Annotated in this window: 16 protein-coding genes and 1 tRNA gene; 6 read left to right on the top strand and 11 right to left on the bottom strand. The window is 74.7% G+C overall.

The genetic code is table 11. The features are described 5' to 3' along the window. Positions 1 to 33 precede the first annotated feature (33 nt). Together GY42_RS05345 and GY42_RS05340 are read right to left on the bottom strand one after the other, a co-directional pair. On the bottom strand, positions 34 to 1761 hold the full coding sequence (locus GY42_RS05345; RefSeq protein WP_046528541.1) for a SulP family inorganic anion transporter: 1728 nt from the start codon (positions 1759 to 1761) through the stop codon (positions 34 to 36). A 3-nt stretch (positions 1762 to 1764) separates the two neighbouring features. Beyond that, positions 1765 to 2193, bottom strand: coding sequence for an ArsR/SmtB family transcription factor (locus GY42_RS05340; protein WP_046528540.1), 429 nt, complete (start codon positions 2191 to 2193; stop codon positions 1765 to 1767). Positions 2194 to 2466: 273 nt separating this feature from the next. Here GY42_RS05340 and GY42_RS18085 point away from each other — a divergent pair, with 273 nt between their 5' ends. Genes GY42_RS18085 through dnaE form a run of 3 tightly spaced genes read left to right on the top strand, consistent with a single transcriptional unit; the run spans position 2467 to position 8904 of the window. Continuing rightward, a complete protein-coding gene (locus GY42_RS18085) occupies positions 2467 to 3546 on the top strand; it encodes a hypothetical protein (protein ID WP_052748220.1) in 1080 nt (359 codons plus the stop codon). Next, a complete protein-coding gene (locus tag GY42_RS05330; RefSeq protein ID WP_046528539.1) occupies positions 3543 to 5360 on the top strand; it encodes a DNA polymerase Y family protein in 1818 nt (605 codons plus the stop codon). Before GY42_RS18085 ends, GY42_RS05330 begins: the two co-directional genes overlap by 4 nt. After that, positions 5353 to 8904 (top strand): DNA polymerase III subunit alpha, encoded by a 3552-nt coding sequence (dnaE, locus tag GY42_RS05325; protein ID WP_236686719.1) that lies wholly within the window; start codon positions 5353 to 5355, stop codon positions 8902 to 8904. The genes GY42_RS05330 and dnaE overlap by 8 nt, the downstream gene beginning before the upstream one ends. Before the next feature lie 377 nt (positions 8905 to 9281). Here dnaE and GY42_RS18940 read toward each other — a convergent pair whose 3' ends face one another. The 4 genes from GY42_RS18940 to GY42_RS05310 all read right to left on the bottom strand — a co-directional run bounded on the left by GY42_RS18940 (position 9282) and on the right by GY42_RS05310 (position 15436). Further along, positions 9282 to 9980, bottom strand: coding sequence for a hypothetical protein (locus GY42_RS18940; RefSeq protein ID WP_152667217.1), 699 nt, complete (start codon positions 9978 to 9980; stop codon positions 9282 to 9284). 1796 nt (positions 9981 to 11776) lie between these two features. Further along, positions 11777 to 14566: a lanthionine synthetase LanC family protein gene (locus tag GY42_RS05320; protein WP_046528538.1), complete on the bottom strand. Its 2790-nt coding sequence runs from the start codon at positions 14564 to 14566 to the stop codon at positions 11777 to 11779. Next, the gene (locus GY42_RS05315; RefSeq protein WP_046528537.1) at positions 14563 to 14994 is read right to left on the bottom strand and encodes a hypothetical protein; all 432 of its coding nucleotides are present in this window, start codon (positions 14992 to 14994) and stop codon (positions 14563 to 14565) included. Before GY42_RS05315 ends, GY42_RS05320 begins: the two co-directional genes overlap by 4 nt. 4 nt (positions 14995 to 14998) lie before the next feature. Continuing rightward, complete coding sequence (locus GY42_RS05310) at positions 14999 to 15436, bottom strand: hypothetical protein (RefSeq protein WP_052748219.1); 438 nt, start codon at positions 15434 to 15436, stop codon at positions 14999 to 15001. A gap of 595 nt (positions 15437 to 16031) precedes the next feature. Here GY42_RS05310 and GY42_RS19330 point away from each other — a divergent pair. After that, on the top strand, positions 16032 to 16910 hold the full coding sequence (locus tag GY42_RS19330; RefSeq protein WP_046528536.1) for a CPBP family intramembrane glutamic endopeptidase: 879 nt from the start codon (positions 16032 to 16034) through the stop codon (positions 16908 to 16910). Positions 16911 to 16950: 40 nt separating this feature from the next. Here GY42_RS19330 and GY42_RS05300 read toward each other — a convergent pair whose 3' ends face one another. From GY42_RS05300 to GY42_RS05285, 4 genes are read right to left on the bottom strand one after another with little or no spacing between them, the layout of a single operon-like run. Further along, a complete protein-coding gene (locus tag GY42_RS05300; protein WP_236686717.1) occupies positions 16951 to 17301 on the bottom strand; it encodes a MazG nucleotide pyrophosphohydrolase domain-containing protein in 351 nt (116 codons plus the stop codon). Continuing rightward, positions 17298 to 20675 carry an ATP-binding protein gene (locus tag GY42_RS05295; RefSeq protein ID WP_046528535.1) on the bottom strand — a complete coding sequence of 1126 codons (3378 nt, stop codon included), beginning with the start codon at positions 20673 to 20675 and terminating at the stop codon, positions 17298 to 17300. Before GY42_RS05295 ends, GY42_RS05300 begins: the two co-directional genes overlap by 4 nt. Then, positions 20672 to 21658 carry a DUF4194 domain-containing protein gene (locus GY42_RS05290; protein ID WP_082131362.1) on the bottom strand — a complete coding sequence of 329 codons (987 nt, stop codon included), beginning with the start codon at positions 21656 to 21658 and terminating at the stop codon, positions 20672 to 20674. The genes GY42_RS05295 and GY42_RS05290 overlap by 4 nt, the downstream gene beginning before the upstream one ends. Further along, positions 21651 to 23123, bottom strand: coding sequence for a DUF3375 domain-containing protein (locus GY42_RS05285; protein WP_046528534.1), 1473 nt, complete (start codon positions 23121 to 23123; stop codon positions 21651 to 21653). The genes GY42_RS05290 and GY42_RS05285 overlap by 8 nt, the downstream gene beginning before the upstream one ends. Positions 23124 to 23208: 85 nt before the next feature. On the opposite strand from GY42_RS05285, the gene GY42_RS05280 reads away from it, so the two are divergent. Further along, on the top strand, positions 23209 to 23577 hold the full coding sequence (locus tag GY42_RS05280) for a DUF2200 domain-containing protein (RefSeq protein ID WP_046528533.1): 369 nt from the start codon (positions 23209 to 23211) through the stop codon (positions 23575 to 23577). A 108-nt stretch (positions 23578 to 23685) separates the two neighbouring features. Here the strand turns inward: GY42_RS05280 and GY42_RS05275 are convergent. After that, positions 23686 to 23768 (bottom strand) — tRNA-Leu (locus GY42_RS05275). Between the two features lie 180 nt (positions 23769 to 23948). On the opposite strand from GY42_RS05275, the gene GY42_RS05270 reads away from it, so the two are divergent. Then, entirely contained in the window at positions 23949 to 25268 is a 1320-nt protein-coding gene (locus GY42_RS05270) for an AI-2E family transporter (protein WP_082131361.1), read from the top strand. The last annotated feature ends 26 nt before the right edge of the window (positions 25269 to 25294 follow it).

Below are 25294 nucleotides of genomic sequence, written 5' to 3'. Positions count from 1 at the left end.
CGGTTCCGGCCCGCCGGTTCGGGCCCCGCCGGCTCAGGCGGCCCGGTCCGCGTCGTGGGGGCGGTGCACGTGCGTCCGCGCGTGCTCGAGCGCGGCGTCGAGGTCGTCGAACACGTGGTGCGCGGGCCCGACGGCCGTCAGCACACCGACGCTCTCCGCGAGCCGCCGGTGCTCGGGGCGCAGGCCCTTGAGCAGCACGACGACGCCGCGCCGGCGCAGGTCGGTGACGATCTCGGCGAGCGCGTTGGCGCCGCTCGTGTCGAGGACCCGGACGTTGCCCAGGCGCAGCACGACGACGCGCACGTCGGTGACGAGCGCGAGCTCGTCGAGGAACTGCCGCACGTCGGCGAAGAACAGCGCGCCGTCGATCCGGTACACCGCGATGTGCTCGTGCAGCAGCGCGCGCTCGGTGTCGGCCGTGACCTCGTCCTCCGACGCGCCCGGCAGGGGCTCGCGGTGCAGGCCGCTGCTGCGGGCCACGGCGCGCAGCGCGAGCACCGCGGCGACCGCGACGCCCACCTCGACGGCCATGACGAGGTCGAACACGACGGTCACCGCGAGGGTCACGCCGAACACGAGCGCGCCCGCCCGGCCCGACCGGCAGATCGCGCGCGCCGTGCCCAGGTCGACCATGCGCGCGGCCGTCACGAGCAGCACCGCGGCCAGCGCCGACAGCGGCACGCGACCCACGAGCGGCGCCGCGAGGTACACGATCGCGGTGAGCACGCCTGCGTGCACGAGCGCCGCGACGCGCGTGCGCGCACCCGAGCGGACGTTGACGGCGGTGCGCGCGATGGCACCGGTCGCGGGCAGGCCGCCGAACAGGCCCGACGCGACGTTGGCGACGCCCTGCCCGAACAGCTCGCGGTTGGGCCGCGTGCGCCCGATGTCGTCGGCCATGCCGTCGGCGACCCGCGCGGACAGCAGCGACTCGAGCGCCGCGAGCGCCGCGACGGCCAGCGCCGACGAGAACAGCGCGCTCGTGGTCTCCAGGTCCACGACCGGCAGGTGCGGTGCCGGCAGGCCGTTGGGCAGCGCGCCGATGCGGTCGACGTCCAGGCCACCGACCTCGGCGACGAGCGTGGCCGCGACGACCGCGACGAGCGAGGCCGGCACGCCACGGTGCAGACGCGGCAGCACGACCATGACGGCGACGACGAGCGCGACGAGCGCGAGCGGGGCGACGGTCCGGCCCCAGTCGACGTCGGCGAGCGTGCGCAGCGCCACGAGCCCCGCGTTCTCGCCCTCGGCGCGCGGCGTGTCGAGCGCGAGCGGCACCTGCTGCAGCGCGATGACCACGCCGATGCCGAACGTGAAGCCCTCGACGACGGGCCACGGGATGTACGCGACGAGCCGGCCGATGCCGAGCGCGGCCGCGAGCACGACGATCCCGCCGGCCATGATCGCGACGACCGGCACCGTCTCGGCGCCGTGGCGCGCGACAACGGGCAGCAGCACGACCGTCATCGCGCCCGTCGGGCCGCTGACCTGCAGGTGCGAGCCGCCGAGCACGGCCGCGACGGCCCCCGCGACGACGGCGGTCACGAGGCCCGCGGCCGCACCGAGGCCCGAGGACACGCCGAACCCCAGCGCGAGCGGCAGCGCGACGATCGCGACCGTGAGCCCCGCGAGCAGGTCCTGACGCCACGATCGCGGCAGGTCGGCGTAGTCGGTGCGGCGCGGCAGCAGGTCGCGCAGGCGCGCGACGGTGGTGGGCGGCGTCGTGCGGGCGGCGGGCGCCGGGGAGGTCGGCGCGGTCACGGCTCAGGCCTCCGTGGTGCGGGCGGGGCCGGCGGGGGTGCCGGTCTGCGCGGCGGGGGCGCCGGCCTGTGCGGCGGCGTCCGGGGCGTCGTCGGCGGCGCCGTCGAGCAGGTCGCGGTGGTGGGTCGCGGCGTCGACGAGCACGGCGCGGGCAGCGGCGAGCATGTCGGCGACCGCGGGCAGCGCGAGCGCGTAGTGCACGGCGTTGCCGCTGCGGCGCGCGGTGACGACGCCCGCGCGGCGCAGCACCGCGAGGTGCTGGGACAGGTGCGAGGCCTCGAGGCCGAGCTCGGCGAGCAGCTCGCTGACCTGGCGGTCGCGCTCGACCAGGAGCTCGAGCGTGCGGACGCGGACGGGGTGGGCGAGGGCCTTGAACAGGTCGGCCTTGACCTCCGCGAGGGGGCGGTCGACGCCGAGGGCGTGCAGCGGCACGGGGTGCTCCGGGATGACGGGTTGATGGATCCGTCAAACCGTACCGCTGTCCGAGGGTGGCGATCCGGGACCTCCCACGGTTCACCCGGCCCCTCCACGTGGCGGGGGTCTCGGCCGGATTGACACCTCCGCGGTGTCAGCGTGTACTGGCATCATCGAACACGTGTTCGATCCGCGGGTCGGGCGCCCGTCGTCGTCAGGGGGCCGGCGGCGCGCGTCCGACGCCGCGGGCGAGCCGGTCGGTGGTGGTGCGGGACGAGGGGTGGGAGCAGCGTGACGGGGACGAGCACCCTCGAGCGGGTGGCACGCGCGCGTGCCGCGCTCGCGGCCGCCGAACGGCGGACGGGTGCCCGCAGCGTGCTGACCGGGGAGCTCGCGGTCGGCGAGACCGTCGCGACGCCGTCCCCCGCGGCGCGCGCGGCCGCGCGCTCGACCGCCGCGCGCCCGACGGCCCCGGACCCGACAGCCCCGGGCGCTCCCGCGTCGGCGGGGGAGACGGCCGCGGACCTGCCCGCGCGCGTCGCGGCGCCGACCGCGCGCGTCGTCACGTCGCCCGCGGCCACGGAGCCCCGGGGCGACGTGCACGACGTGCTGCGCGAGCGGGCCGAGCACCTGGCCGGCGTCCGCCCGGTGCCCGACGGCGCGCCCGTGTCCACGCAGTCGTCGGCAGTGCCCGCCGTGCCCACCGTGCTCACTGAGGACGCGCCGACGCGCCGCACGTCGCTGCTCACGAGCGAGCGCCCGCCGCTGCCCGTGCCGCCGCCCCTCGCGGACCTGCTGCCCGACGGCCTGCGCCGCGGCGCGACCACCACCGTGCTCGGCTCGACGTCGCTCGCGCTCGGCGTGCTCGCGCACGCGTGCGCGTCGGGTGCGTGGGCGGTCGCCGTGGGGCACCCGCGCCTCGGGCTGCTCGCCGCCGCCCAGGCCGGGGTCGACCTCGCGCGGTTCGCACTCGTGCCGGACCCCGGGCCCGACGCCGCGACCGTGCTCGCGGCGCTCGTCGACGGCATCGACGTCGTGCTCGTCGGCCCCGACGCGCCCCTCGCCGACGCCGACCGGCGCCGCCTGTCCGCCCGCGCGCGCGAGCGCGGCGCCGCCCTCGTGACGACCGTCGCGTGGCCCGGTGCGCACGTCGTGCTCGAGGCCGGCGCGGCCCGGTGGTCGGGCGTCGGCGCGGGCGACGGGCGGCTGCGCACGTGCGCGCTCACGGTCCGCCGCACCGGCCGCGGCAGCGCGGCCGTCCCCACGTCCGCCGACGTCGTGCTGCCGTTCGCGCCGCCCGGTGAGCACGTGCCCGCCGGACCCGTGCGCCGCCGCACCCCGGCGGCCGGCGGACTGCGGCTGGTCGGATGAGCACGCGCACGACGGTGGTGTGGGTGCCCGACTGGCCCGTGGTCGCGGCGATGACGGCCGACGAGGTCCCCGTCGACGTGCCGTCCGCGGTGCACGACGGCCGACGCGTCACCGCCGTGTCCGCGCTCGCGCGCGCCGACGGCGTGCGTCGCGGCATGCGCCGCCGCCAGGCGCAGGGCGTGTGTCCCGAGCTCGTGCTGCTGCCCGCCGACGACGCGCGCGACGCGCGGCTGTTCGAGCCCGTCGCGGCCGCGACCGAGACCGTCGTCGCGGGCGTCGAGGTCGCGCGGCCCGGTCTGCTGCTGCTGCCCGCGGGCGGGGCGTCGCGGTACCACGGGTCGGAGGAGGCGCTCGCCGAGCGGATCGTCGACGCGGTCGCGCGCGCCACCGGGCACGAGTGCGGCGTCGGGACGGCCGACGGGCTGCTCGCGGCCGTGCTCGCGGCGCGCAGCGGGGCCGTCGTCGAGCCCGGCGCGTCGGCCGTGTTCCTCGCGGCGCACGGCGTCACCGAGCTCGTGCACGCCACGACCGGGCCCGAGCAGGCCGTCGAGGTCGCCGCGCTCGTCGACCTGCTGCACCGCCTCGGGCTGCGCACGCTCGGTGCGTTCGCGGCGCTGCCCGCCCCTGACGTGCACGCACGCTTCGGCCGCCGCGGCACGTGGGCGCACACCCTGGCGCGCGGGCTCGACGAGCGGCCGCCCGCACGGCGCCGCCCCGAGGCCGACCTCGAGGTGAGCGCCGACCTCGACCCGCCCGTCGACCGCGTCGACACCGCGGCGTTCGCGGGGCGCCGGCTCGCCGAGGAGCTGCACGCCGACCTCGTCGCGCGGTCCGTCACGTGCGGGCGCCTGCAGGTCGCGGCGCGCACCGACGACGGCACCGAGCTGGTCCGCACGTGGCGCACCGACCTGGGCGGGTGGGGCGCGCTCGCGGCCGCGCGCATCACCGACCGGATCCGCTGGCAGCTCGACGGGTGGCTCACGGCCTCGGCCGTCGCGACCGCGCGCGACCGGCGCCGCGAGGTCCGCGAGCAGGAGCGCGCGGCCGGCCGCACCCCGGGGCGTGGCGGCGCGGACGCGCGGGACGTCCCCGCCGACGTCGACCACCTCGACGACGTCGCGCCCGTCGCGCTCGTGCGGCTCACCCTCACCGCGCTCGACGTCGCCCCCGCCGGGGCCGAGGCCACGCAGCTGTGGGGCGGGCCGTCGGGCGGTGACCTGCGTGCGCACCGCGCGCTCGAGCGCGCGCAGAGCATCGTCGGCGGGGCCGGCGTGCTCACCGCGACCCTGCAGGGCGGACGCGACGTGCGCGACCAGGTGCACGTGCGGCCGTGGGGCGAGCAGAGCGACCCGCCGCGGCCCGTCGACCGGCCGTGGCCCGGGCGGCTGCCCGACCCCGCGCCCGCGACCGTGCTGGTCGACCCCGTGCGCGTCGACGTCCGCGACGTGCGCGGCGAGCCCGTGCGCGTCGACGCCCGCGGCCTGCTCAGCGCGCCGCTCGGGACCGTGCGGGTCCTCGCGCCCCGACCCGACGAGCCCGCCGCGGGCCGTCGTGCGCCCGGTGCTGCGCGTGACGGCCTGGGATCGCGCGAGGGTCGGGGCGCACGCGAGGGTCGGGGAGCGGGCGCACGTGCCTCCGGTGCGCGGGTGGTCACCGGCTGGGCCGGGCCGTGGCTCCTGACCGACCGTTGGTGGGCCCACCCCGGCACGCCGCCGCGCGTGCGCGCGCACCTGCAGGTCGCGTTCGACGACGGGGGAGCCGTGCTGCTCACGCACGCCGACGGCGCCTGGACGTGCGAGGCCGGGTATGACTGAGCGACCCGTGCCCGGCGGGCCCGACCGCCGCACCGCGCCTGCTGGCGCCGCGCCCGCCCGCACCGCGTCCGCTCGCGGGGCGTCCGACCGTGCCGCGTGGCCCCCGCGGTACGCCGAGCTGCACGCGCACTCGGCGTTCAGCTTCCTCGACGGCGCGAGCCAGCCCGAGGAGATGGCGGCCGAGGCCGCGCGCCTCGGCCTGTCCGCGCTCGCGCTCACCGACCACGACGGGCTGTACGGCGTCGTGCGGTTCGCGCAGGCCGCGCGGTCCGTGGGGCTGCCCACGGTGTTCGGCGCCGAGCTGCACCTGCCCGCACCCGACCCGCGCCGCCACCCGCGCGAGAAGCGCCCGACCCCCGGCCCGCCCGTGCTCGACGCCCCCACGGGCGTGCCCGACCCGCGCGCGTCGCACCTGCTCGTGCTCGCGCGCGGCCCCGACGGGTACCGCGCGCTGTCCCGCGCGATCGCCGAGGGGCACCTGCGCACCGGGCGCAAGGGCGCCGCCGAGTACCGGCTCGAGGAGCTCGCCGAGGCCGCCGCCGGGCAGTGGCTCGTGCTCACGGGCTGCCGCAAGGGTGCCGTGCGGCGCGCGCTCGCGGGCGGCGACCCGTCGGGCGTGCTCGGCGTCGCACCGGACGGGCTCGACGCAGCGCGCGTCGAGCTCGACCGGCTGGTCGCACTGTTCGGGCGCGACAACGTGGCCGTCGAGACGACGATGCACGGCGACGCGTACGACACCGACCGCGCCGACGCGCTCGCCGAGCTGGCCGCGACCGCGGGTCTGCCGCTGGTCGCGACGGGCAACGCGCACGTCGCGACCGAGCGCGACGCGGACCTCGCGCAGGCGCTCGCGGCCGTGCGCGCGCGCTCGTCGCTCGACGACCTCGACGGCTGGCTGCCCGGCGGGCCGACCGGGTACCTGCGCTCGGCCGTCGAGATGCTGCACCTGCACCGGCGGCACCCGAGCGCAGTGGCCGCCGCGGCGGACCTCGCGGCGGAGTGCGCGTTCGACCTGTCGCTCGTCGCGCCGCGCCTGCCGCCGTACCCGGTGCCGCCCGGGCACACCGAGGCGTCGTGGCTGCGCGAGCTCGTGCGCCGCGGCGCGCACGAGCTGTACGGCCCGCCGGACGCCGAGCGGGTGCCCGGCGCGTACGCGCAGCTCGAGCACGAGCTGCGCGTCATCGAGGACCTCGGGTTCCCCGGGTACTTCCTCGTCGTGTACGACCTGGTCGACTTCTGCCGGCGGAACGGGATCCTCGCGCAGGGGCGCGGCTCGGCCGCGAACTCGGCGGTCTGCTACGTGCTGCGCGTCACCGCCGTCGACGCGGTCGCGCACGGGCTGCTGTTCGAGCGGTTCCTCGCGCCCGAGCGCGACGGGCCGCCCGACATCGACGTCGACATCGAGTCCGCGCGCCGTGAGGAGGTCATCCAGCACGTCTACGCGACGCACGGCCGCGCGCACGCCGCGCAGGTCGCCAACGTCATCTCCTACCGTCCGCGCTCGGCTGTGCGGGACGCCGCGCGCGCCCTCGGGTACGACGTGGGGCAGCAGGACGCGTGGAGCGGGTCGATCGAGCGGTGGGGGAGCCTGCGCGGGCAGGAGAAGCCGAGCCCGTGGTGGCACCTGACGCGCTCGGGGCCGGTCGGCCCGTCGCACGAGGTCCCGGGCCGCCCGACGGCCGACAACCACGACGTCGTGCCCACGCACCTGCCGCCGTCGGCCGCGGAATCCGAGGACATCCCGGAGCACGTCATCGACCTGGCCGAGCGGTTCCTGCGGCTGCCGCGGCACCTGGGCATCCACTCGGGCGGCATGGTGATGTGCGACCGGCCGGTCATCGAGGTGTGCCCCGTGGAGTGGGCGCGCATGGAGGGCCGCACGGTCCTGCAGTGGGACAAGGAGGACTGCGCCGACGCGGGGCTCGTGAAGTTCGACCTGCTGGGGCTCGGCATGCTCACGGCGCTGCGGCTCGCGTTCACCGAGGTGCGCAAGCACGAGGGCGTGACGCTCGACCTGCACGGCCTGCCGCACGAGGACCCGGCGGTGTACGCGCTGCTGTCGGCGGCCGACACGGTCGGCGTGTTCCAGGTGGAGTCCCGCGCGCAGATGGGCACGCTGCCGCGCCTGCGGCCCGAGAAGTTCTACGACATCGTCGTGGAGGTCGCGCTCATCCGGCCGGGGCCCATCCAGGGCGGGTCGGTGCACCCGTTCATCAACCGCGCCAAGGGCCGCGAGAAGGTCACGTACCTGCATCCGCTGCTGGAGAAGTCGCTCGGCAAGACCCTGGGCGTGCCGCTGTTCCAGGAGCAGCTCATGCAGATGGCCATCGACGTCGCCGACTTCACGCCCGCCGAGGCCGACCAGCTGCGCCGCGCGATGGGCTCGAAGCGGTCGATGGAACGCATGGAGGCGATGCGCGATCGCCTCATGGCGGGCATGGCGCGCAACGGCATCGAGCCGGACGTGCGCGAGCAGATCTTCGACAAGCTCAAGGCGTTCGCGGACTTCGGGTTCCCCGAGTCGCACGCGTACTCGTTCGCGTTCCTCGTGTACGCGAGCTCGTGGCTCAAGGTGCACCACCCCGCCGCGTTCTACGCGGGTCTGCTCGCGGCGCAGCCCATGGGGTTCTACTCGCCGCAGTCCCTCGCTGCCGACGCGCGCCGCCACGGCGTCGAGGTGCTGCGCCCCGACGTGCAGGCGTCCGACGTGCTCGCGGTCGTCGAACGCGTCGGGCCCACGCCGCCGGGTGGCGAGCCGCCGCTCGTCCCGATGCCCAGCGGCACGGGGCCGGTGCGCGAGCCGGGCGTCCGCACGGGCGCCGCGGGCGGTGCGCCGCGGTCGCTCGCGGTGCGGCAGGGGCTCACGCAGATCCGCACGATCGGCGAACCGGTCGCGCGGGCGCTCGTCGACGAGCGCACCGCGCGCGGCCCGTTCGTCGACCTGCACGACCTGGTGCAGCGCGTGCAGCTCACGACCGCGCAGCTCGAGGCGCTCGCGACGGCCGGTGCGCTCGAGGGCATGGGCGTCGACCGGCGCTCGGGCCTGTGGGCGGCGGGTGCGCTCGCGCAGGAGGGTCCCGACACGCTGCCCGGCGTCGCTGTGGGCGTCACGGCCCCGACGCTGCCGGGGCTGTCGGACGTCGAGGTCGCGACGGCCGACGTGTGGGCCACGGGCGTGTCGGTCGACTCGTACCCCACGCAGTTCGTCCGCGACGGGCTCGACGAGGCGGGCGTGCTGCGCGTCGAGCAGGTGTTCCGCACCGAGGAGGGGCGGCGCATCGCCGTCGCGGGGGTCGTCACGCACCGCCAGCGCCCCGGCACCGCGCAGGGCGTGACGTTCCTGTCCCTGGAGGACGAGACGGGCCTGCTCAACGTCGTGTGCTCCGCAGGCTTGTGGCAACGGTTCCGCCGCACCGCGCGCACCGCCAAGGCGATGGTCGTGCGGGGACGCCTGGAGAAGGCCGACGGCGCGACGAACCTCGTCGCCGAGCACCTCAGCCCGCTGTCGTTGAAGGTCCGGAGCCGGTCGCGGGACTTCCAGTGACGACGCCTTCGCCCGGGGTCGGCGGGCGCGGTGGCGGTGCGCTGCGAGACTGGGCGGCGCACGAGTTGCGACGACCGGCACGCCGACGGCGCTGCGGTGCGCAAGCGGGCCCGATACGCCACCCGTGATCGAGATGGAGCGCTTCGTGACGTGCACTGCTCGCGCGTGCTAGGAGCGGGGTGGCGATGGTGCACAGTAAAACTCGAAGATTTGCCCTCTCGGAGGGTATAGAGGAGGTGCCTGTAGGGGCTGTCCTCTTGGCGAAAACTCACGTAATAAAGTTCGCATCACCGTGATGTGCCGCAGTCTATAAGTCGCACGCGCGGGCATACATAACCGACTCTTGCGTGCTTCTATTCCGAAGATGGGAGCATTCTTCAGAGCGAGCTGCTGCGCCCGTTGAAGTCCTCCAGTGCTCGATTAAGACTACTGAGCAAGGCGGGAGATGGTGGACTATTATAGGAGATTCCTACGGGGCCTCCAATGAACAGGGAGCCTGCAATCGAGCCGCGCGAGGAAGGGAATCTCGTTGTATTTCTTCCGAACTCGATAAGATGGCTCCCCGATCGCTCCCAGAATTCTGCGACGACGACAGGAAAGCTCAGAGAATCAATTAGTGTACGTCCACTGGGGTTCTTCGCCGAGTAGGTTGCGGCGTTGGGGTACTCCGTAAATCCGACATAGAAGCCATCTCCATCTTCGAAATCTACCCTGATGTGACGCCCTCGAGGTGGGCAGTCGATACGTTCAGCCCCAGGGTCGACTGTCCAAACGTTGTTCTCCAGTCTGGCCCGAGAGCCACCCTCAGGCGCCGGTAGGTTGATATTAAGCAGGAGGTATCCTGCGGCGTCGCGACCGAAATATACCGCCGGCTCCCCGTTAATTTCCACGAGCGTGTCAACGTCGTAGTAGACGTTCGATCCGATCTTCGCAATCATGTCGAGACGCAGGTAGTCGAATGTTCCTTGAACCGCTTCGGAGCGGCCTCTTCCTTCGGATTTTAATCTGTCGAGGTACTCGTCAGGATAGTAGTTGCCGTCGGCTTTTCCGGCGTGCTCAGAGCATAACGCGATCATGCCTTCGGGGTTGTGATGGCGCTGAACTCGCCAGGTTGGTCGATAGTGGTGGAACGTGAGGTAAGGGCTGCCGCAGTCGTTGATGGGGCATCGAAATCCGACCTCGCTGCACAGAGCACGCCGCACCGCGATGGGTGGTGTTCTCGTTATCTCTGATCGCATGTCCGTGTCCTCGCATATCTGATGCTGTCACGTACCGGGTGGTCTGCTCGTTAGTCGTCCGGTCCGGCCCAACGCGCCTACTCGGATCGACTTTCGTGGCGGCGGTCGTATGTGTCACTTCGCCGTGGTCGGGGCGGTTGTCGGCCTTGGGAGACACGATCCTCGCGACTTGCCGGCCCGTCAAGCAGTCTGGCGCTTCCTCATTGCCTTTGGCTGCTTTCCACGATGGTCCGTGAGCCGCTGGCACAACTTGGCAAGTCACCATCACAGCCCCGTCGCAAGGGCGTCTGGACGTCAACCGGGCAGCGTTCGCTCACATGACGCACCGGGAGGCGGCGGCGGACTACTTGGGGGCGAGGATCTACGCGGGGCGTGGGGGGCCTGAACCCATTGCGGCAGGTCGCCATCGTCAAGGCGCTCCTCGACCAAGCCGTCGTCACCAAGGCCAGGTCCCGGGAGGCGCGGGCCGGGCCCGGAGCGCGTGTAGCCGGTCTGGCAGTTGTGGGGGCGCGGCGGCGACCGGCCCTGTGCTCGGCGCTGGTAAGCCGTGCGTCCGGACGCTCCCCGGGTCCCAACAGAACGTCTACGCCGGCAAGCACCGCACGGTCGGACACGCGTACCGGGACACTCTGCGCCGTGCAGGAGTGCTTCACCCATCGAGCCAGCGCCTCGCGATGAACGGTCACGAGGATCACCGGCGCCATTGAACCCACCGAGCCGGCGGCGCGGCCCAGTCATCGGTGTCCGAGGAGAGCCAGCAGCGCGCCGGCTCAGTTCCTGGCCCTCCGACACCCGCGCCAAAACCCATTGGGGGATCGGCCCCGCACCGGCATCGTTGCGGGCTTGAACCCCTGAGCGGCGTCGTACCGTTGCATCTCCGGCACCCGCGCCGCCAGGTCGGTGAAGGCCTTTGCCGACCGACTTCGACAGGTACCCGGCCGCATGGCGCGCCTCCTCCTGCGCGCGAGCATCCACGCCGAGGTCACCGAGCAGCTTGATGCTCAGGTCCCCCTGGCCCCACGCGCGACGAATCAGGTAAGCGGGCACGAACCTCACCCAGGGTCAAGTGCGCGTTGGCGTGCATGCCGTCCTTGTGTAGCCCGGGCACCCGGGATCGATGCAGGTGCTGCAGGACACCGTAATCTCAGTGCCGCAGATCCCGAGCCACGGTCGGTCCATCGTGAAAATAGGCTCGGGACTCGAGTTGCTTTCTCCGCAGATTAGTCCGAAACTGTCGTTTCGGCTCACGCTTTATCTCGCGCAGATGATTCGGCCGCAGGGCGACCGGCGTACAGAATTTGAACGAATGCGCGCCGAGTACAACACTCGGTCACGCATTGTGCACGGATCGCGCCGACGAGTTAGCGGGCCAACCGAGCGCTAGGAATGTACCGAGGGCTGGAACATCCTGACCGATGTTGCGCGTATGGCCGCTGTGCGTGGGGCGATCTCGAGCGAAACAGGGTGATAGGAGAAGTGCTGGGAGGTGCTTTAAGCACGTTAGGGGGTGGCTCAGCGACTTCTCGGTTACCGATACCGATGAGCCTGAATCGGTCGGTCCGCCGTCGAAGCGGTCGCGGCCGGAGCGGCGGATCGACCGGCGCCGACCCCGCCCACCGGTGCCCAGCGCGTCCTCACGTCCCGACCGTCGCCCCCACCCCGTCCCACGGCGGCAGCCCCCGCACACCACCTGCCCGTGCGAGCAGGTGCACGACCCCGGCGAGCCCGACCATGAGGTCGGCGCCGATGACCTGGGGGTCCTCGACGACCCAGTAGACGTCCTGCCGGCCGCGCAGGTGCCGGCGGGCGACGGTGCGGGCGAGCGCGCGGCCGCGGTCGCGCAGCGTGTCGTCGTGGAGGGTGTCGCCCGCGTCGAGCAGCAGCTCGGCGACGCCGGCGAGGCCGTGGCACAGGCTGAGGTTCGCGGGGTCGAACGCCGGGTCGACGCCCGCGAGGCAGCGCCGTGCGGTGCGGGCGTGCTCGGGGTCGCCGGTCGTCGCCGCGAGGGCCACGAACAGCCGGGAGATGCCGGGGGCGCCGTGGCACCACCACCGCCAGTGCTCCGGGTGCCGGTCGCCGTACGGCCACGTCAGTGCGTCGTCGGCCTGCCCGGCGCCGTCGCGCAGCCAGGCCGCGGCCCGTGTGCCCGCCTCGACGGCACGCCGCGCGAGGTCGGCGTCGGCGACGTGCGGCGCGAGCACCACGAGCGCGTGCCCGACACCCGCGACGCCGTGCGCGTACCCCGTCAGCGTCTCGCCCGACATGCCGGGCACGCCGTCGGGCGTCACCCACGAGCCGTCGGGCTCCTGCGCCACGACGAGGCGCTCGACGAGCGCGTCCCGGTGCCGCAGCGCGCGCGCCCGCGCGGCGGGGTCGTCGACGAGCGGCGCGAGGCGGGTCAGGCCCACCGCGACGCCCGCCGCGCCGTGCGTGACGTCCCACCACACCGGGTCGGCCAGCACCGCGTCCCACAGGTCGCGCACGTCGGCGTCGCCGAAGGCCGCCAGCCCTCGGCGCCGCGCGGCGTGCAGCGCGAGCAGCACACCCGTCTCGCCGAAGTGCAGGCCCGGCATGCCCGCGTCGGGCTCCGCGCGGCCCGTGGCGAGGGCCGTCGCGTTGGTGCGGCACACCGCGACGAGGTCGCGCGGCAGGCTCGTCGCCCCCGCGAGGCCGGCGCAGACGAGCAGCGGCCCCGCCGCCCCGCGGTTCAGGCTCCGCCGGACCTCCGGTGCGGCGGACGCCTGCCCCGCACGCACGGGAGCCGAGATCCACCGCCCGTCCGGGTCGAGCACGGCCGGGCTGGCGAGCGTCGCGAGCGCGGCACCGACGAGCCCGACGGGCGGGCGCGCGCCGACCGTCGGCGTGCGGTGCGCCGCGCTCCGCGCCCGTGCGGCGTCGACGGGTCCCACGGCCGCCGCCCGCCGAGCGCCGACGGGTCGCGCCGCCACCGGCCGCGGGACCCCGGCGTCGGGTGGCGCCGCGCGCGGCAGGTCGTCGACGACGTCGCGCACGGCGTGCAGCGGCGGCCGCCGCGCGGGGTCCACGTCCATCGCGCGCCGCAGCACCGCCCACGCCGCGTCCGGCACGCCCGGGACGAGCCGGCGCAGCGAGCGCCAGCCGTCGGACTGCTCAGGCCGCGGCAGGCGCCGCGGGTCGACCCCGAGCAGTGCGAACAGCGTCAGCGCGGCGAACGCGTGCACGTCCATCGCGGGGTCGGGCGGGGCGTCCTGCAGCTGCTCGGGAGCCATGAACCCCGGCGTCCCCTTGCCGTGCACGGGCGTGCCGTCGCCGAGCACGGCCGCGAGCTCCAGGTCCGAGAGCACGGCCCGGCCGTGCGCGAGCAGCACGTTCGAGGGGGACAGGTCGCGGTGCACGACGCCCAGCGCGTGCAGCGTGGCCAGGCAGCGTCCCGCCCCGGACAACGCGTCGAGCACCGTCGCCCGGGCGTCCGGCGCGCACGTCGCCAGCGACCGGCCGGAGACGCGTGCCGCGACGAGCGCCTCGAGGCTGTCGTCGGCCTGGAACTCCAGCGGCAGCACGGCGCCGCCCGGCACGGCGACGAGCGGGTCGCAGCGTGGTGCGACGCCGAGCGGGGCGGTGAGCTCGTGCATGCGCCGCTGGTGGCGCAGCCGGTCCAGCACGTCGCGCCCGTGCAGGTCGGCGAGCGTGCCGGCGCGGCCGTGCTTGAGGATGATCGCGCGCGGCACGGGGGAGGCGAGGTCGAACGCCTGCAGCAGCGTGCCCGACGCGGTGCGACGCAGCTCCCCGACCACCGCGTACCTGCCGCCGACGACCCCGCTCGGGTCGGGCGGCGGGTCCTGCTGCAGACCGGCCAGCGGCGTCCCGGCGAACGCCGTGGCGAAGCGGGCCCGGGTCAGGTCGCGGTCGTACGCGTCGGGCACGAGGCTCCCGTCGGGTGCGCGGACCTGCACGACGCTCTGGCCCAGGACGTCGCGCGTGACGACGCCGTCGAACGTGCCCCAGCGCGCGTGCACCGGGCCACCCAGCCAGACGTCGTCGGGCACGTGCGGACCGGGCAGGTCGACCTCGCGCAGCGCGGCGACGAGCGCACCGAGCTCGGCGTCGGTGCGGGGGTACACGGTGGCGGCCTTGCCGACCTGGCTGTCACCGAGGCCGCCCTCGTCGAGCAGCGCGACGACCGTCGCGTCGAGCGCGACCTTGAACGGCGCGCCCGTGGGTGCGACGACGTCGAGCAGCACCTGCACCAGGTGGTCGAGCCGGGTCGGCACGCACGTGAGGTGCAGCTTCCACCCCGACGGCCGGTCCGTGCGCCCGACCTTCGCCCACGGCCACGCGACCCGCACGTCCAGGCCCGCGGCCGTGAGCGCGGCGACGACCCCGGGGCCGGCGTCCGCGCGGGTGCGCGGCGTGCCGACCCCGGGGGTGGTGACGACGTCCGTCACCGGAAGCCGCCCCCGGTGCGGCCCCCGGGGCGTGCCCCCCGGGTGACCTGCTCGGCGACGGACTGCAGGTTCGTCGTCGTGCCGCACGAGTCGCCGCACGTGCTGCCGCAGCTGTCGCCCGAGCACGTGACGTCGCACGTGCTGCCCCCGCACGTGACCCCTCCGCACGTGCCGGACGTGCAGCAGCACGTCACGTTGCCGTCGCACGACGCGCCGACCGCCGTGAGGAGCAGCCGGCGCCGGTCGAGGACCGGGGCGAGGCGTGCCTGCACGACGGCGCCCGCACCGCCCGCGGCGGCGCGGCGGCGCCCCTCGGGCAGCAGGTCGACGAGCCGGGCGTCCTGCGTGCCGCCGGTCAGGAGGGCGGCGAGCAGGGCGGGGTCGCGCTCGACCTCGGCGACGAGTCGCCGGAAGGACTCGGCGTCCACGGTCTCAGCGGAAGGCCTGACCGCCGCGCGCGGCGATGCTGCCGAAGTCGGTGAGGTTCGTGGTGAACCCGCAGCTGTCGCCGCAGGTGTTGTCGCAGCTGGACGTGCAGGTGTTCCCGCACTCCGCGATCTGCTCGAGGTCGCGTGCGAAGTACGTGACCCGTGCGGCCACCTCGTCCGTGAGGTTGGTCGTGAAGCCGCAGCTGCCGCCGCAGGTGTTGTCGCAGCTCGACGTACAGGTGTTGCCGCAGTACTGGTCGATCCCGATCGTCCGGGCGATGACCTCGGCCGGGCTCTTGGACAGTGCGGCGCCGAGCTGGCGTCGCGTGAGGTGATCCTTGACGTCCGGCACCAGGGTCTCGGGCGCGAAGACGAGCGCTCTCAGGTACTCCGGGTCCTTCTGCGCACGATCGACGATCCGGGCAAAGCTCTGCTGGTCCATCCGTGCCCCCTCGGGGGCTGGGATGACCCGGTCGCAGCGCCCCCGAACTGTGACTTGCGTCACACGCTAGGCTCGCCTGATTCCCGGGCGCAACGGAATGAAACGCCCTTCGCCCGCGATCTCACCCGCTCGACGGCGACGTCGCAGGTCACCGCCGGACACCTCGAGCACAGTGCCCGCGGAACGTCCCGCGCGGCCGTGGTCCGGCCGTCAGGACGCGTCGTCCGCGCGCCCGCGACGGCCTTGGTCCGCGACCGGCGGGCACCGTCCTCGAGCACGACGTGATCGAGGACGACGTGCGGCTCGAGCGCGACGAGTTGTCGTTCGGGCGGCGGCAGACTCCACCAGGCGACGTCCCGCACGACGAGGTCCCGGTGACGCGTCGCGCGACGGCGAGGAGCACGACCGCTGCGCCCAGCGCGCGCCGCGGGTCCGCCGTGCGTCCGCCGTGCGGCCAACGCGAGCGCCGCTGCCCGGTCGTGGTCGGCCCGATGACATCGGGGCACGGAAGTGCCAGTGGTGGGGCGGCGCGACGTGGCAGGATGCGCGCGCAGCACGTGACGGCCGTCACGTGCGCAGGGGGAGGGGGCCGGCCATGACCGACGTCCGCAGCGACCGTCCGGGACCGGCACCGACACCGACCGCGGCCGCCGCCCCGGTCTGGGCGGTGCTGCTCGTGTTCGTCGTGGTGTCGGCGGTCGCGTCGCCGGTGCTGGTGGCCGTGCAGGACGCCACCGGGTGGCCGACGTCCGTGATCGTCCTGACACAGCTGGCGACGGCGTGCGGTGCGCTGGTCGTCTGGGCCCTGTGGCGGGGCCGTGTGCCGGCGCCGGTCGTCACCGCCCGTGGGTGGTCGCGGCCGTCGCTCGTCTCGCTGGTCGCGGCGGCCGGCGTCGGGGGAGTCGTGCTGCTCGTCGCGGCCCTCAGCGGCTCCCGCTGGCCGGTGCTCGACCCCGCGACGCTCCCCGCTCCGCTCGCGGTCGTGCTCGTGCTCCAGCTCGTGGGCGCCGCGGGCGAGGAGGTGGGGTGGCGCGGCGTGGTGCAGCCTGCCCTCGAGACCCGGCTGCGGCTCGTGCCCGCCGCCGTCGTCACGGGTCTGCTGTTCGGCCTCGGGCACCTGCACGTGGCGGCCGCCGGGCCGGTGGTCTACGGCCTGTTCGTCGTCGCGGCGGTCGGCCTCTCGCTGCTGCTGGCCACGCTCACGGCGGGGCGTGGGGTCGGGCAGCGTGTGGTCCTCGCGACGGTGCTGCACTGGATGGTCAACCTCGTGCTGCTGATCGGCTTCTCCGGCGGCGACGAGTCCGTCACGTGGATGCTCGCGACGGCAGCCGCGACGGTGTCGGTCGGCGCCGGGTGCGCGGTGCTCGCCGCCCGGGGACGGAACCCGTTCGGCGGGCGCCCGCCAGGCACGACGCCCCATCTGGTCACGGGCGAGCCGTCGGACCTCGGAACTGGTCACAGATCTGACCAGTGACGAGGGCCCGCGTCGTCGACGTGACCAGATCCCGCGCGCGTCAGGTGCCAGGCGCCACGCTTGGCGACAGCCGCGCCGTCAGGTCGTCCATCGTCGCGTCGAACGCCGCGGGCAGGTCGACGCCGTACGCGTCGGCCAGCACGAGCACCGACCACAGGCAGTCGGCGAGCTCGTGCGCGAGCGCGGCGTCGAGGTCGGCGCGCGGGCGCACGCCCTCCTTGCCCTGCACGAGCTTGGCGAGGTCGCCCACGTCGCCGACGAAGCCGAGCATGATCTCCTCGGTCGTCCACGGGCGCGTGGACGAGTCGGCCGCGCGCCGCGCGAACAGCTCGCGCACCGCCACGGCACGCGCGGACATGGCCGCGACGTCGGTGCCGGCGTGCGCGGTCACGACGCGTCCGCCGCGACGCCCGCGACGGCCTTGGTCCGCGAGCGGCCCGCGGCGTCCTTGAGCACGACGTACTTGAGGTCGACGTGCGGCTCGAGCGCGCTGAACTTGTCGTTCGGCGCACCGATGATGAGCTGGAACCCCAGCCCGCGCCACGCACCGATCGCGCGGCCCGTGAACCGCGCGTCGGCCTTGATGAGGGCCTCGTCGAGGAACACCGGCGCGTACCGGGGGCGCGCGGCACCCGCGTCGCCGAGCTGGTAGCGCAGCGCCGCACCCACGATGAACGCCACGAGCTCCTGCGACTCGCCGCCGGACTTCTCGCCGATGTGGTCGTACAGCGCGACGTGCTGCCCCTCGAGGTCGACCTTCTCGGCGGACAGCCGCACGTGCCGGCGCACGTCGACGAGGTCGACGAAGTCGGGGGACGTGCGCCGGATCCGGTCGATGACCTTGGCCATGCGGTGGTAGCGGCGCTCGCGCTCGGCGTCGGTCGCGTCGGTCGCGAGCACCTCGCGCAGGTCGCGCAGCTCCTTGCGGAACCGCGCCACCACGGTCGACTGCGTGTCGCGCGCGTCGATCCGCAGGCGGTGGTCGTCGTCCGCGAACGGCAGGTCCGCGAGGATGTCGTTGACCGGCCGGATGCGCTCCTTGATCTCGCGCACCGACCGCGACAGCGCCGTGTGCAGGTCCGCGAGGTCGTTGCCCGACAGGCGCAGCAGGCTCGCGCGCCACTCCGCCTCGAGCTCGTGCAGCCCCTGCGTCTCGAGCTCGACGAGGATCCGCTCGAAGTCGCCGTACGACGCGTCCGGGTCGGTGCCGAGGTTCGGGTCGGGCCAGCGCTCGACGAACGTCTCGAACGTGCGCCGCAGCGCGTCGCGGCCGCCCGCGACGGTCTGCTGCGCGGACTGCCGGTCGGCGCGCAGCAGGTCCGCCGCGCGCGCGACCACGGCGTCGAACGTCGCGAGCGCCGCCGCCGGGTCGCTCGCGTGCTCACCGGCGCGCGGCAGGTCGGGCTCCGCGCCGCCGAGCACGCGCTCGAGGTACGCGCGCTGCTCGGCGTCGAGCTGCGTGCCCGCGTCCTGCGCGGTGTCGAGCGCGCCCTGCGCCGCGTCGACCGCGTCCGTGGTCGTCGACCACTGCTCGCCGAGGCTCGTCGCCGTGCCCTTGGTGCGGCCCAGCTGCTCGGTGAGGTCCTGGATCAGCACCTCCAGCTCGGACGCACGACGCTGCAGCTGCACGACGTCGGGGTTGCCCGACGTGACCTCGCCGACGACCCGCTCCCAGCGCGCCTGCTCGGCCGTGACGCCCTCGACGTCGACCTGGTCCCACGTGAGCTCGACGACCGCGGTGTACGCGCGCAGCGTCGAGTCGTGCCGGTCCCACGCGGCCTCGGCCTCGTCGACGCGCGCCGTCGCGGCCGCCAGCCGCTCCTCGGCGCGCTCGAGCTGCCGCTCGAGGTCCGCCAGCCGACGCGTGTTGGTGAAGCCCAGCACGTTCGGCTTGCCCTGCCCGCCGTGCGCGCCGCGGCGCCCCTCGGACACCTGCCCGCCGCGCGTCAGCGCCTTCTCGTGCTGCGCGAGCTCGCCGGGCGTGTCGACGCACACGTACGCGAACCGCGACGCGAGCTCACCCTTGAGCCATCCCGTGAACGGGCTCTGCCGGTAGTCCAGCCGCCCCGGCATGGTGCGCCCGTCGAGGCCGACGTCGTCGCGCAGCCCCGTCGGCACGCCCTCGAACCGCAGACGACGCCCCGTGCGGACCTGGTCGATCGCGCGGCGGAACGACTGCAGGTGCGCGACGTCGATGAGCATGAGGGTCGCGAACCCGCCGAGCGCGAGGTTGAACGCCTCGCGCCACGGCTCGTGCTCGGTGCGCACCTCGACCAGCTCGGCGACGAACGGCAGGTCCTCGGGCGTCAGGCCCGCGGCCTCGGCCACCGCGGCCCGGGTCGCGTGCAGGTCGCCCGGCACGTTGTCGTGCCGGTGCCGCGCGTCGCCGTGGTCGCGGCGCAGCACCGCGAGGTCGGCCGCGGCCTCCTTGCGCTCCGACATCGCGTCGAACAGCGCCTGCCGCGCGTTCGCCTTCGCGTCGGTGTCGGCCAGCGCGTGCCGCGCGCGGGCGACGAGGTCGGTGAACTCGTCGAGCGACGCGACCGACTCGCCGAGCGTCGACGTCAGCACCTCGTCGAGCCGTGCGCGGGCCCGCGTGACCTCCTCGAGCCGTGCCGCGACGCCCCGCAGCTCGCGCTGCGCGGTCGCGAGCCGGTCGCCGCCCGACGCCCACAGCGTCTCCTTGACGCCGTCGAGCTCGGCGCGTGCCGCCGCGATCCGCGCCGACGTCTCGGCCGCGAGCCGCTGCGCCTCGCGGTGCCGCCCCTGCAGGTCGGCCTCGACCTCGCGCAGCAGCCCCAGCCGCCGCTCGTGGCGCCACACCGCGGCGGGCGACGTGCCGTCGTCGAACCCGCCGACCGCGTCGACCACGCGCAGGCGTGCCGCGGCCTCCTCGATCGCGGCCCGGTGCTCGCGGATCGGCTCGAGCGCCTTGACCTGCTGGCGTGCCGTGATCATCTGCTCGCGCGTGCCGCTGAGCTTGTCGAACTGCTCGACGACGGCGTCGGCCGTCGCGAACGTGTCCGGCTCCTCGAGGACCATCGCCTTGTACAGCGCGTCGACCGTCGTGATCTGCTGCCCGGCCTGGATGCGACCCAGCAGCGCGACGGCCTTGGCGCCGTCGCCCGCGGCGCCGATGCCGAGCGTCGAGTGCAGTCGCGACGTGAACTCGCGGTCGGTGTCGAAGCACGTGAGCCCCGCCGCGCCGACCGCGGTGCGCACGAGCCGCTGACCCGCGGCGGCCTCGAGGTCGCGCAGGTCGAACGGCCCGTCGCACGTCGCGCGGACCGCGCCGACGTCCTCGAGCGTGCGCGCCGCCGACGGCACGTACCACGCGCGCACGGCCGTGAACCGCGTGCCCGACTGGTCGGCCCACGTCATCGCGATCGCCGACCACGTGTCCTTGCCGTCACCGCGCAGCACGCGCTCGCGCGTGCCCTCCTCGGTGCGGGACTCGTCGAGCTTGCCGCGCGCGTAGGACAGGATGTTGCGCTGGTCCTTGCCGCGCGGACGCCCCACGACGCCGCCGTTGGACGCGCCGTTGAACGGCGTCGTGTGCGGCATCAGCAGCGCGATGTACGCGTCCATGAGCGTCGACTTGCCCGAGCCGGACCCGCCCGACAGCAGCGTCGCCGTCGAGGCCAGCCGCACGCGGTGGTAGCCGTCGTACCCGCCCCAGTTGACGAGCTGCAGGTCGAGCGCGACCCACTGCTGACCCGTCGACGCCGCGGGGATCAGCCCGAACAGCGAGTCGACCATCGTCACGGTGCCGTCTCCTCGTCCTCGTCCTCGTCCTCGTCCTCGCGCAGGCGCACCGGCTCGGTGGGCGCGTCGGCGTCGTCCGACGACGTGTCGTCGTGCGCCTCGTCGTCGCGCACGGCGTCGTCGAGCGTGATCGCGCCCGGGCCGGGCCCGTCCTCGTCGTCCTCGTCGTCCTCGTCGTCCGGCGCGGTCCGACCGTCGGCAGGATCCGCGTCGTCGTCCGGCTCGTCGTCCGGCTCCACGTCCGTGGGCTCGTCCGTCGCGTCGTCGGGGGCGTCGTCGTCCGTTCCGGCGACGGCCGCCGTGACTGCGGCGGCGCCCGCGTCGTCGCGCGCCCGCAGCCACTCGCGCAGCTCGGTGAGCCGCTCGTTGCTCAGCACGACCTCGACCAGCGGCGTCACGCGGTAGCGGCCCTCGGACTCCTCGTCGACCACGCCGTCCTTGACCAGGCGCGCGATCGCGGTGCGGATCTCGCGCTGGTGCGCCGCGACGTTCGTGTCGTCGGGGTCGAAGTACGTCAGCGCCGTCGCCTCGAGCTCCTCGACGTCGACGCGCGCCGACGTCTCACCGGCGCCGCGCTCGCGCTGGAACACCGTGCGCAGGTGCACGAGCACGAGCGTCTCGGCGCGCGTGTACGGCTCGTCGCGCAGCAGCACCGGCACGTCGAGCTCGGCCGAGCGCACCTGCCGCTTGTACGCGATGCCGCGCTCGTGGTCGACGACGAGGTGCACGAACAGGTCGTGCAGGCGCGACTCGATGACCTGCTGGTTCTCGAGCAGCGTGCGCCACTGCGCGCGGTGCCGCTCCGCCAGCAGGAACCGCCGCTGCAGCAGCCGCACGAGCACGCGCCGCACGTCGGCGTCGAGCGTGCCCGTGTCGCCCGCGAACAGCTCGGCCGGGTCGTCCTCCATCGCGACCGGCGCGATGAAGCCGCCGTCCGCGGTGTCCCCGTCGGCGTCGTCCCGGACGACGTCGGTGTCAGTCATCGCTCTCGTCCCTCGTCCTCGTGCTCGTCGCGCCGAACGCGAACCGGCGGCGCGTGCCGTCGGGCCGGACCGCGTCCACGAACGCCAGCTCGTCGCTCTCCGTCATGCCGCGCTGGTGCGCGAGCTCCAGCAGGCCCAGCAGGTCCACCGGCCGCCGCAGCTCGGGCGGCGCCGCGCTGAACGCCGCCGCGAGGTCGACCGCGGGGGAGTCCGCGCCGAACGCGCGCAGGTGCGCGTCGAGGTCGGCGTAGTGCGGGCCGCCCCACGCGCGCGCGTCCGCGTCCGTCACGGCCACGTCGTCGTCCCACTCGGGCAGCGCGTCGGGCGCCTGCGCGGGGCGCAGGTCCCCGGGCGTCTGCCGCAGGTGCTCGACGTCGGCGACCGGCAGGCGGCGCAACGGTGCGACGCCCTGCGCGCGGCGCGTGCCCGGCAGCCACTCCTGCAGGCCCGTCATGACGTCGCGCAGCAGGTCGTCGACCTGCCGGTCGCGCAGCGGGTCGTGGTTGCGCACCTGCGCGGTGATGACGTACGACGCCTCGCGCTGCGCCGCGAACACCTGGTCCAGCCCCTGCTCGATGCGCCGCACGACGTCGCGCAGCTCAGCCCGCCGCCGCGACGGCAGACGTGCCGCGAACCGGTGCCGCAGCACGGTGTCGAGCTGCGTCGCGAGCTCGTCGAGCCGGTGCGGGTCGCCCAGCAGGCGCAGCGCGCCCGAGAACGCGCGGCCCTCGGGCGTCGCGTCCATGACCTGCTCGCCGCGCTGCAGGTACTCGCGCAGCACGTCGCCCGTCGGTCGCTCGTCCTGCCGCAGCGCCGTCACGACGTCGCGCTGCATGGCCTTGATCGACTCGGCGACGCGCGCGAAGTCCGCGGGCAGCTCGCGCACGAGGTGCAGGACGTTCTCGGCCTCCTCGAGCAGCTCGTCGTCGTCGACCTCCTCGACCACGCCCGTGCGCTCGAGCCGCGCGATCTCCGCCTGCAGCCGCTTCACCTCGGCGTCGAGCCGCGCGATGCGCACCATGACGTCCGGGTCCGCGTCGGCCGCGAGCCGCTCGACCGCGTCCAGCAGCGTCCGCACGCGCGACTGCGACACGCGCGCCCGCGCCCCGCCCGCGCGGCCTGCGACCTCGAGCGCGCCCACGGCGTGCGCCGAGAGCCGGTACACCTCGACGTCGTCGTCGAGCACCTGCCGCACGAGCCACCCCGCGTCCGCCCACTGCCGGCACAGGTCGCGCGCGCTGCCCACCGGCAGCGCGTCGCCGTGCCCCGCCGCGCGCAGCTGGTCGAGCGCGTCGCCGACCTCGGTGTGCGCGTCGGCGACGGGCACGGTCGGGCGCTCCGCCGTGAACACGAGCGAGAGCAGCGCGACGACGAGCGGGGCGTGCCGCTTGTGGAGCAGGTCCAGCATGGGGTTCTGGAACGCCCGGACGGCACCCAGGAACGCCCCTTCGGCACGAGAGATCATCGCGGGACAGCGTAGGTGGGTGGCGGGGGTGCTCGGGACACGACACCACCGTCCGTACGATCGTGCACGACGAGGGAGGACCACCATGGCCGGTCACCGCATCTTCGGCACGAGCGTCGCGAGCGTCTACCCGCTGTACGTCGCGAAGGTCGAGCGCAAGGGCCGCGACGCGGCCGACGTCGACCGCGTCATCACGTGGCTCACCGGCTACGACGCCGACGGCCTGGCCCGGGCCCTCGCCGACGAGGTCACGTTCGAGGAGTTCTTCGCCGCCGCGCCGCGCATGAACCCCGACGCGTCGCTCATCACCGGGCTGATCTGCGGGATCCGCGTCGAGGACGTCGAGGACCCGCTCATGCAGCGCATCCGGTACCTCGACAAGCTCGTCGACGAGGTCGCGCGCGGCAAGAAGATGTCGTCGATCCTGCGGGGGAGCAGCGCCGGCGTGGCGTGACGGCCGGCACACCCGGGACGAACGGTGGCGCGCCGCTCCCGGGAACCACGAAGGCCCCCGCTCCACGTCTCCGCGGTGCAGGGGCCTTCAGGTCGCTGTCTCAACGAGTGTCCGGAGGGGGACTTGAACCCCCACGCCCTTGCGGGCACTAGCACCTCAAGCTAGCGCGTCTGCCATTCCGCCACCCGGACAGGTGGTCGTCGAGTGCCCTTCCGGGCGCCTCGGCGCGGCAGAAAACATACCACGGTGCGGGGGTGGTCCTCGCACGGGGGCGTGAGGCCCGCGCCACGTGGGCGGGTCGTCGGGCCGCAGGTCGCCGCCGGGGGCAGACTGCACGTGACGGCGTTCACGACGGGCGGGAGGTCCAGGGCATGGGCGAGGCGGCAGGGGCCCGTTCGGCGGCCGGGGCCATCAGTCCCGCGGCCCGCAAGGTGGCGGGCGGGCGGCGCAACGCGGCCGTGACGGGCCACGAGGAGACCGCCCCGCGGTGGCTGCGCCGCTCGGCGGGGGTCTCGTGGCGCCTGCTCGTGGTGCTCGCGGCCGTGGTCGTCGTGTTCTACGCCACGTCGCGCGTCACGCTGCTGTTCGTCGCCGTGTTCCTCGCGCTCGTCTTCACGGCCGTGCTGCGGCCGCTCGTCGACGTCATGGACAAGGTGATGCCGCGCGGGCTGGCCACGGCCCTGTCGCTGCTCACCGGGATCCTGTTCTTCCTCGGCATGCTCACGTACGTCGGGTACTCGATCGCGACGCAGTGGGACAACCTCAGCAAGCAGTTCGCGACCGGCATCAACCAGATCACCGACTACCTCGAGAGCGGCTCGCTGCCGTTCACGATCACGAACGAGCAGATCGCCGAGTGGATCGACAACGGGCTCAAGTGGGTCCAGGAGCACGCGGGCGACCTCGCGAGCCAGGCCGCGGCCAGCGCCGGCTCCGTGGCCGTCGGGTTCACCGCGCTCGCGCTCGCGATCTTCTGCACGATCTTCTTCCTGGCGCGCGGGTCGTCGATGTGGACGTGGTTCCTCAACCAGCTCCCCGCCCGCAACCGCGAGACCTGGATGACCGCGGGAGCGGCCGGCTGGTACACGTTCTCCGGCTACACGCGCGGCACCGTGATCATCGCGTTCACCGACGGGATCCTCGCGTTCACGCTGCTCACGATCATGGGCGTGCCGCTCGCCGCGCCGCTCGCGGTGCTCGTGTTCATCGGCGCGTTCATCCCGCTCATCGGCGCACCGGCCGCCATGGTCGTCGCGATGATCGTCGCGCTCGCCGCGAACGGGCTGTGGTCGGCGGTCTTCGTGGGCGTCGGGATCGCGCTGATCGGGCAGCTCGAGGGGCACGTGCTGCAGCCGCTCATCATGGGCAAGCAGGTGTCCCTGCACCCCGTGGTCGTCGCGCTCGCGGTGACCGCCGGCACGCTCACCGCGGGCATCCTCGGCGCCGTGATCTCGGTGCCGCTGGTCGCCGTGGCGTGGGCGGTCTACTCGCACCTGCGCACGCTCGACCCACCGATGGACGAGGGCGAGGACGACGCCGACGACGCGCGCGACGAGGGCGTCCGCGGCGACTCCACGAACGACTCTCGCGGCGAGCGGGTCGTCGCCACGCAGGCCGACGGCGAGCCGGCGCCCGCCGGTCCCGCCGACTCCCGGACGCCCGACGGCGGACCCGCCGCCTCGTCGACCTGACCCCGCCCGGTACCCCCTCGGCCTCG

This window comes from Cellulomonas sp. FA1, assembly GCF_000986825.1.
Lineage (GTDB): Bacteria > Actinomycetota > Actinomycetes > Actinomycetales > Cellulomonadaceae > Cellulomonas > Cellulomonas iranensis.
Note: the sequence above shows the minus strand (reverse complement) of the source record. Positions and strands in the feature narration are given on the sequence as shown.

Excerpts from the sequence above, each read along its gene's own strand:
- GY42_RS05330 (WP_046528539.1), top strand. The coding sequence starts at position 3,543 with ATGAGCACGCGCACGACGGTGGTGTGGGTGCCCGACTGGCCCGTGGTC.
- GY42_RS05290 (WP_082131362.1), bottom strand. The coding sequence starts at position 21,658 with ATGACTGACACCGACGTCGTCCGGGACGACGCCGACGGGGACACCGCG.
- dnaE (WP_236686719.1), top strand. The coding sequence starts at position 5,353 with ATGACTGAGCGACCCGTGCCCGGCGGGCCCGACCGCCGCACCGCGCCT.
- GY42_RS05285 (WP_046528534.1), bottom strand. The coding sequence starts at position 23,123 with ATGATCTCTCGTGCCGAAGGGGCGTTCCTGGGTGCCGTCCGGGCGTTC.
- GY42_RS05310 (WP_052748219.1), bottom strand. The coding sequence starts at position 15,436 with ATGGACCAGCAGAGCTTTGCCCGGATCGTCGATCGTGCGCAGAAGGAC.
- GY42_RS05280 (WP_046528533.1), top strand. The coding sequence starts at position 23,209 with ATGGCCGGTCACCGCATCTTCGGCACGAGCGTCGCGAGCGTCTACCCG.
- GY42_RS19330 (WP_046528536.1), top strand. The coding sequence starts at position 16,032 with ATGACCGACGTCCGCAGCGACCGTCCGGGACCGGCACCGACACCGACC.
- GY42_RS18940 (WP_152667217.1), bottom strand. The coding sequence starts at position 9,980 with ATGATCGCGTTATGCTCTGAGCACGCCGGAAAAGCCGACGGCAACTAC.
- GY42_RS05270 (WP_082131361.1), top strand. The coding sequence starts at position 23,949 with ATGGGCGAGGCGGCAGGGGCCCGTTCGGCGGCCGGGGCCATCAGTCCC.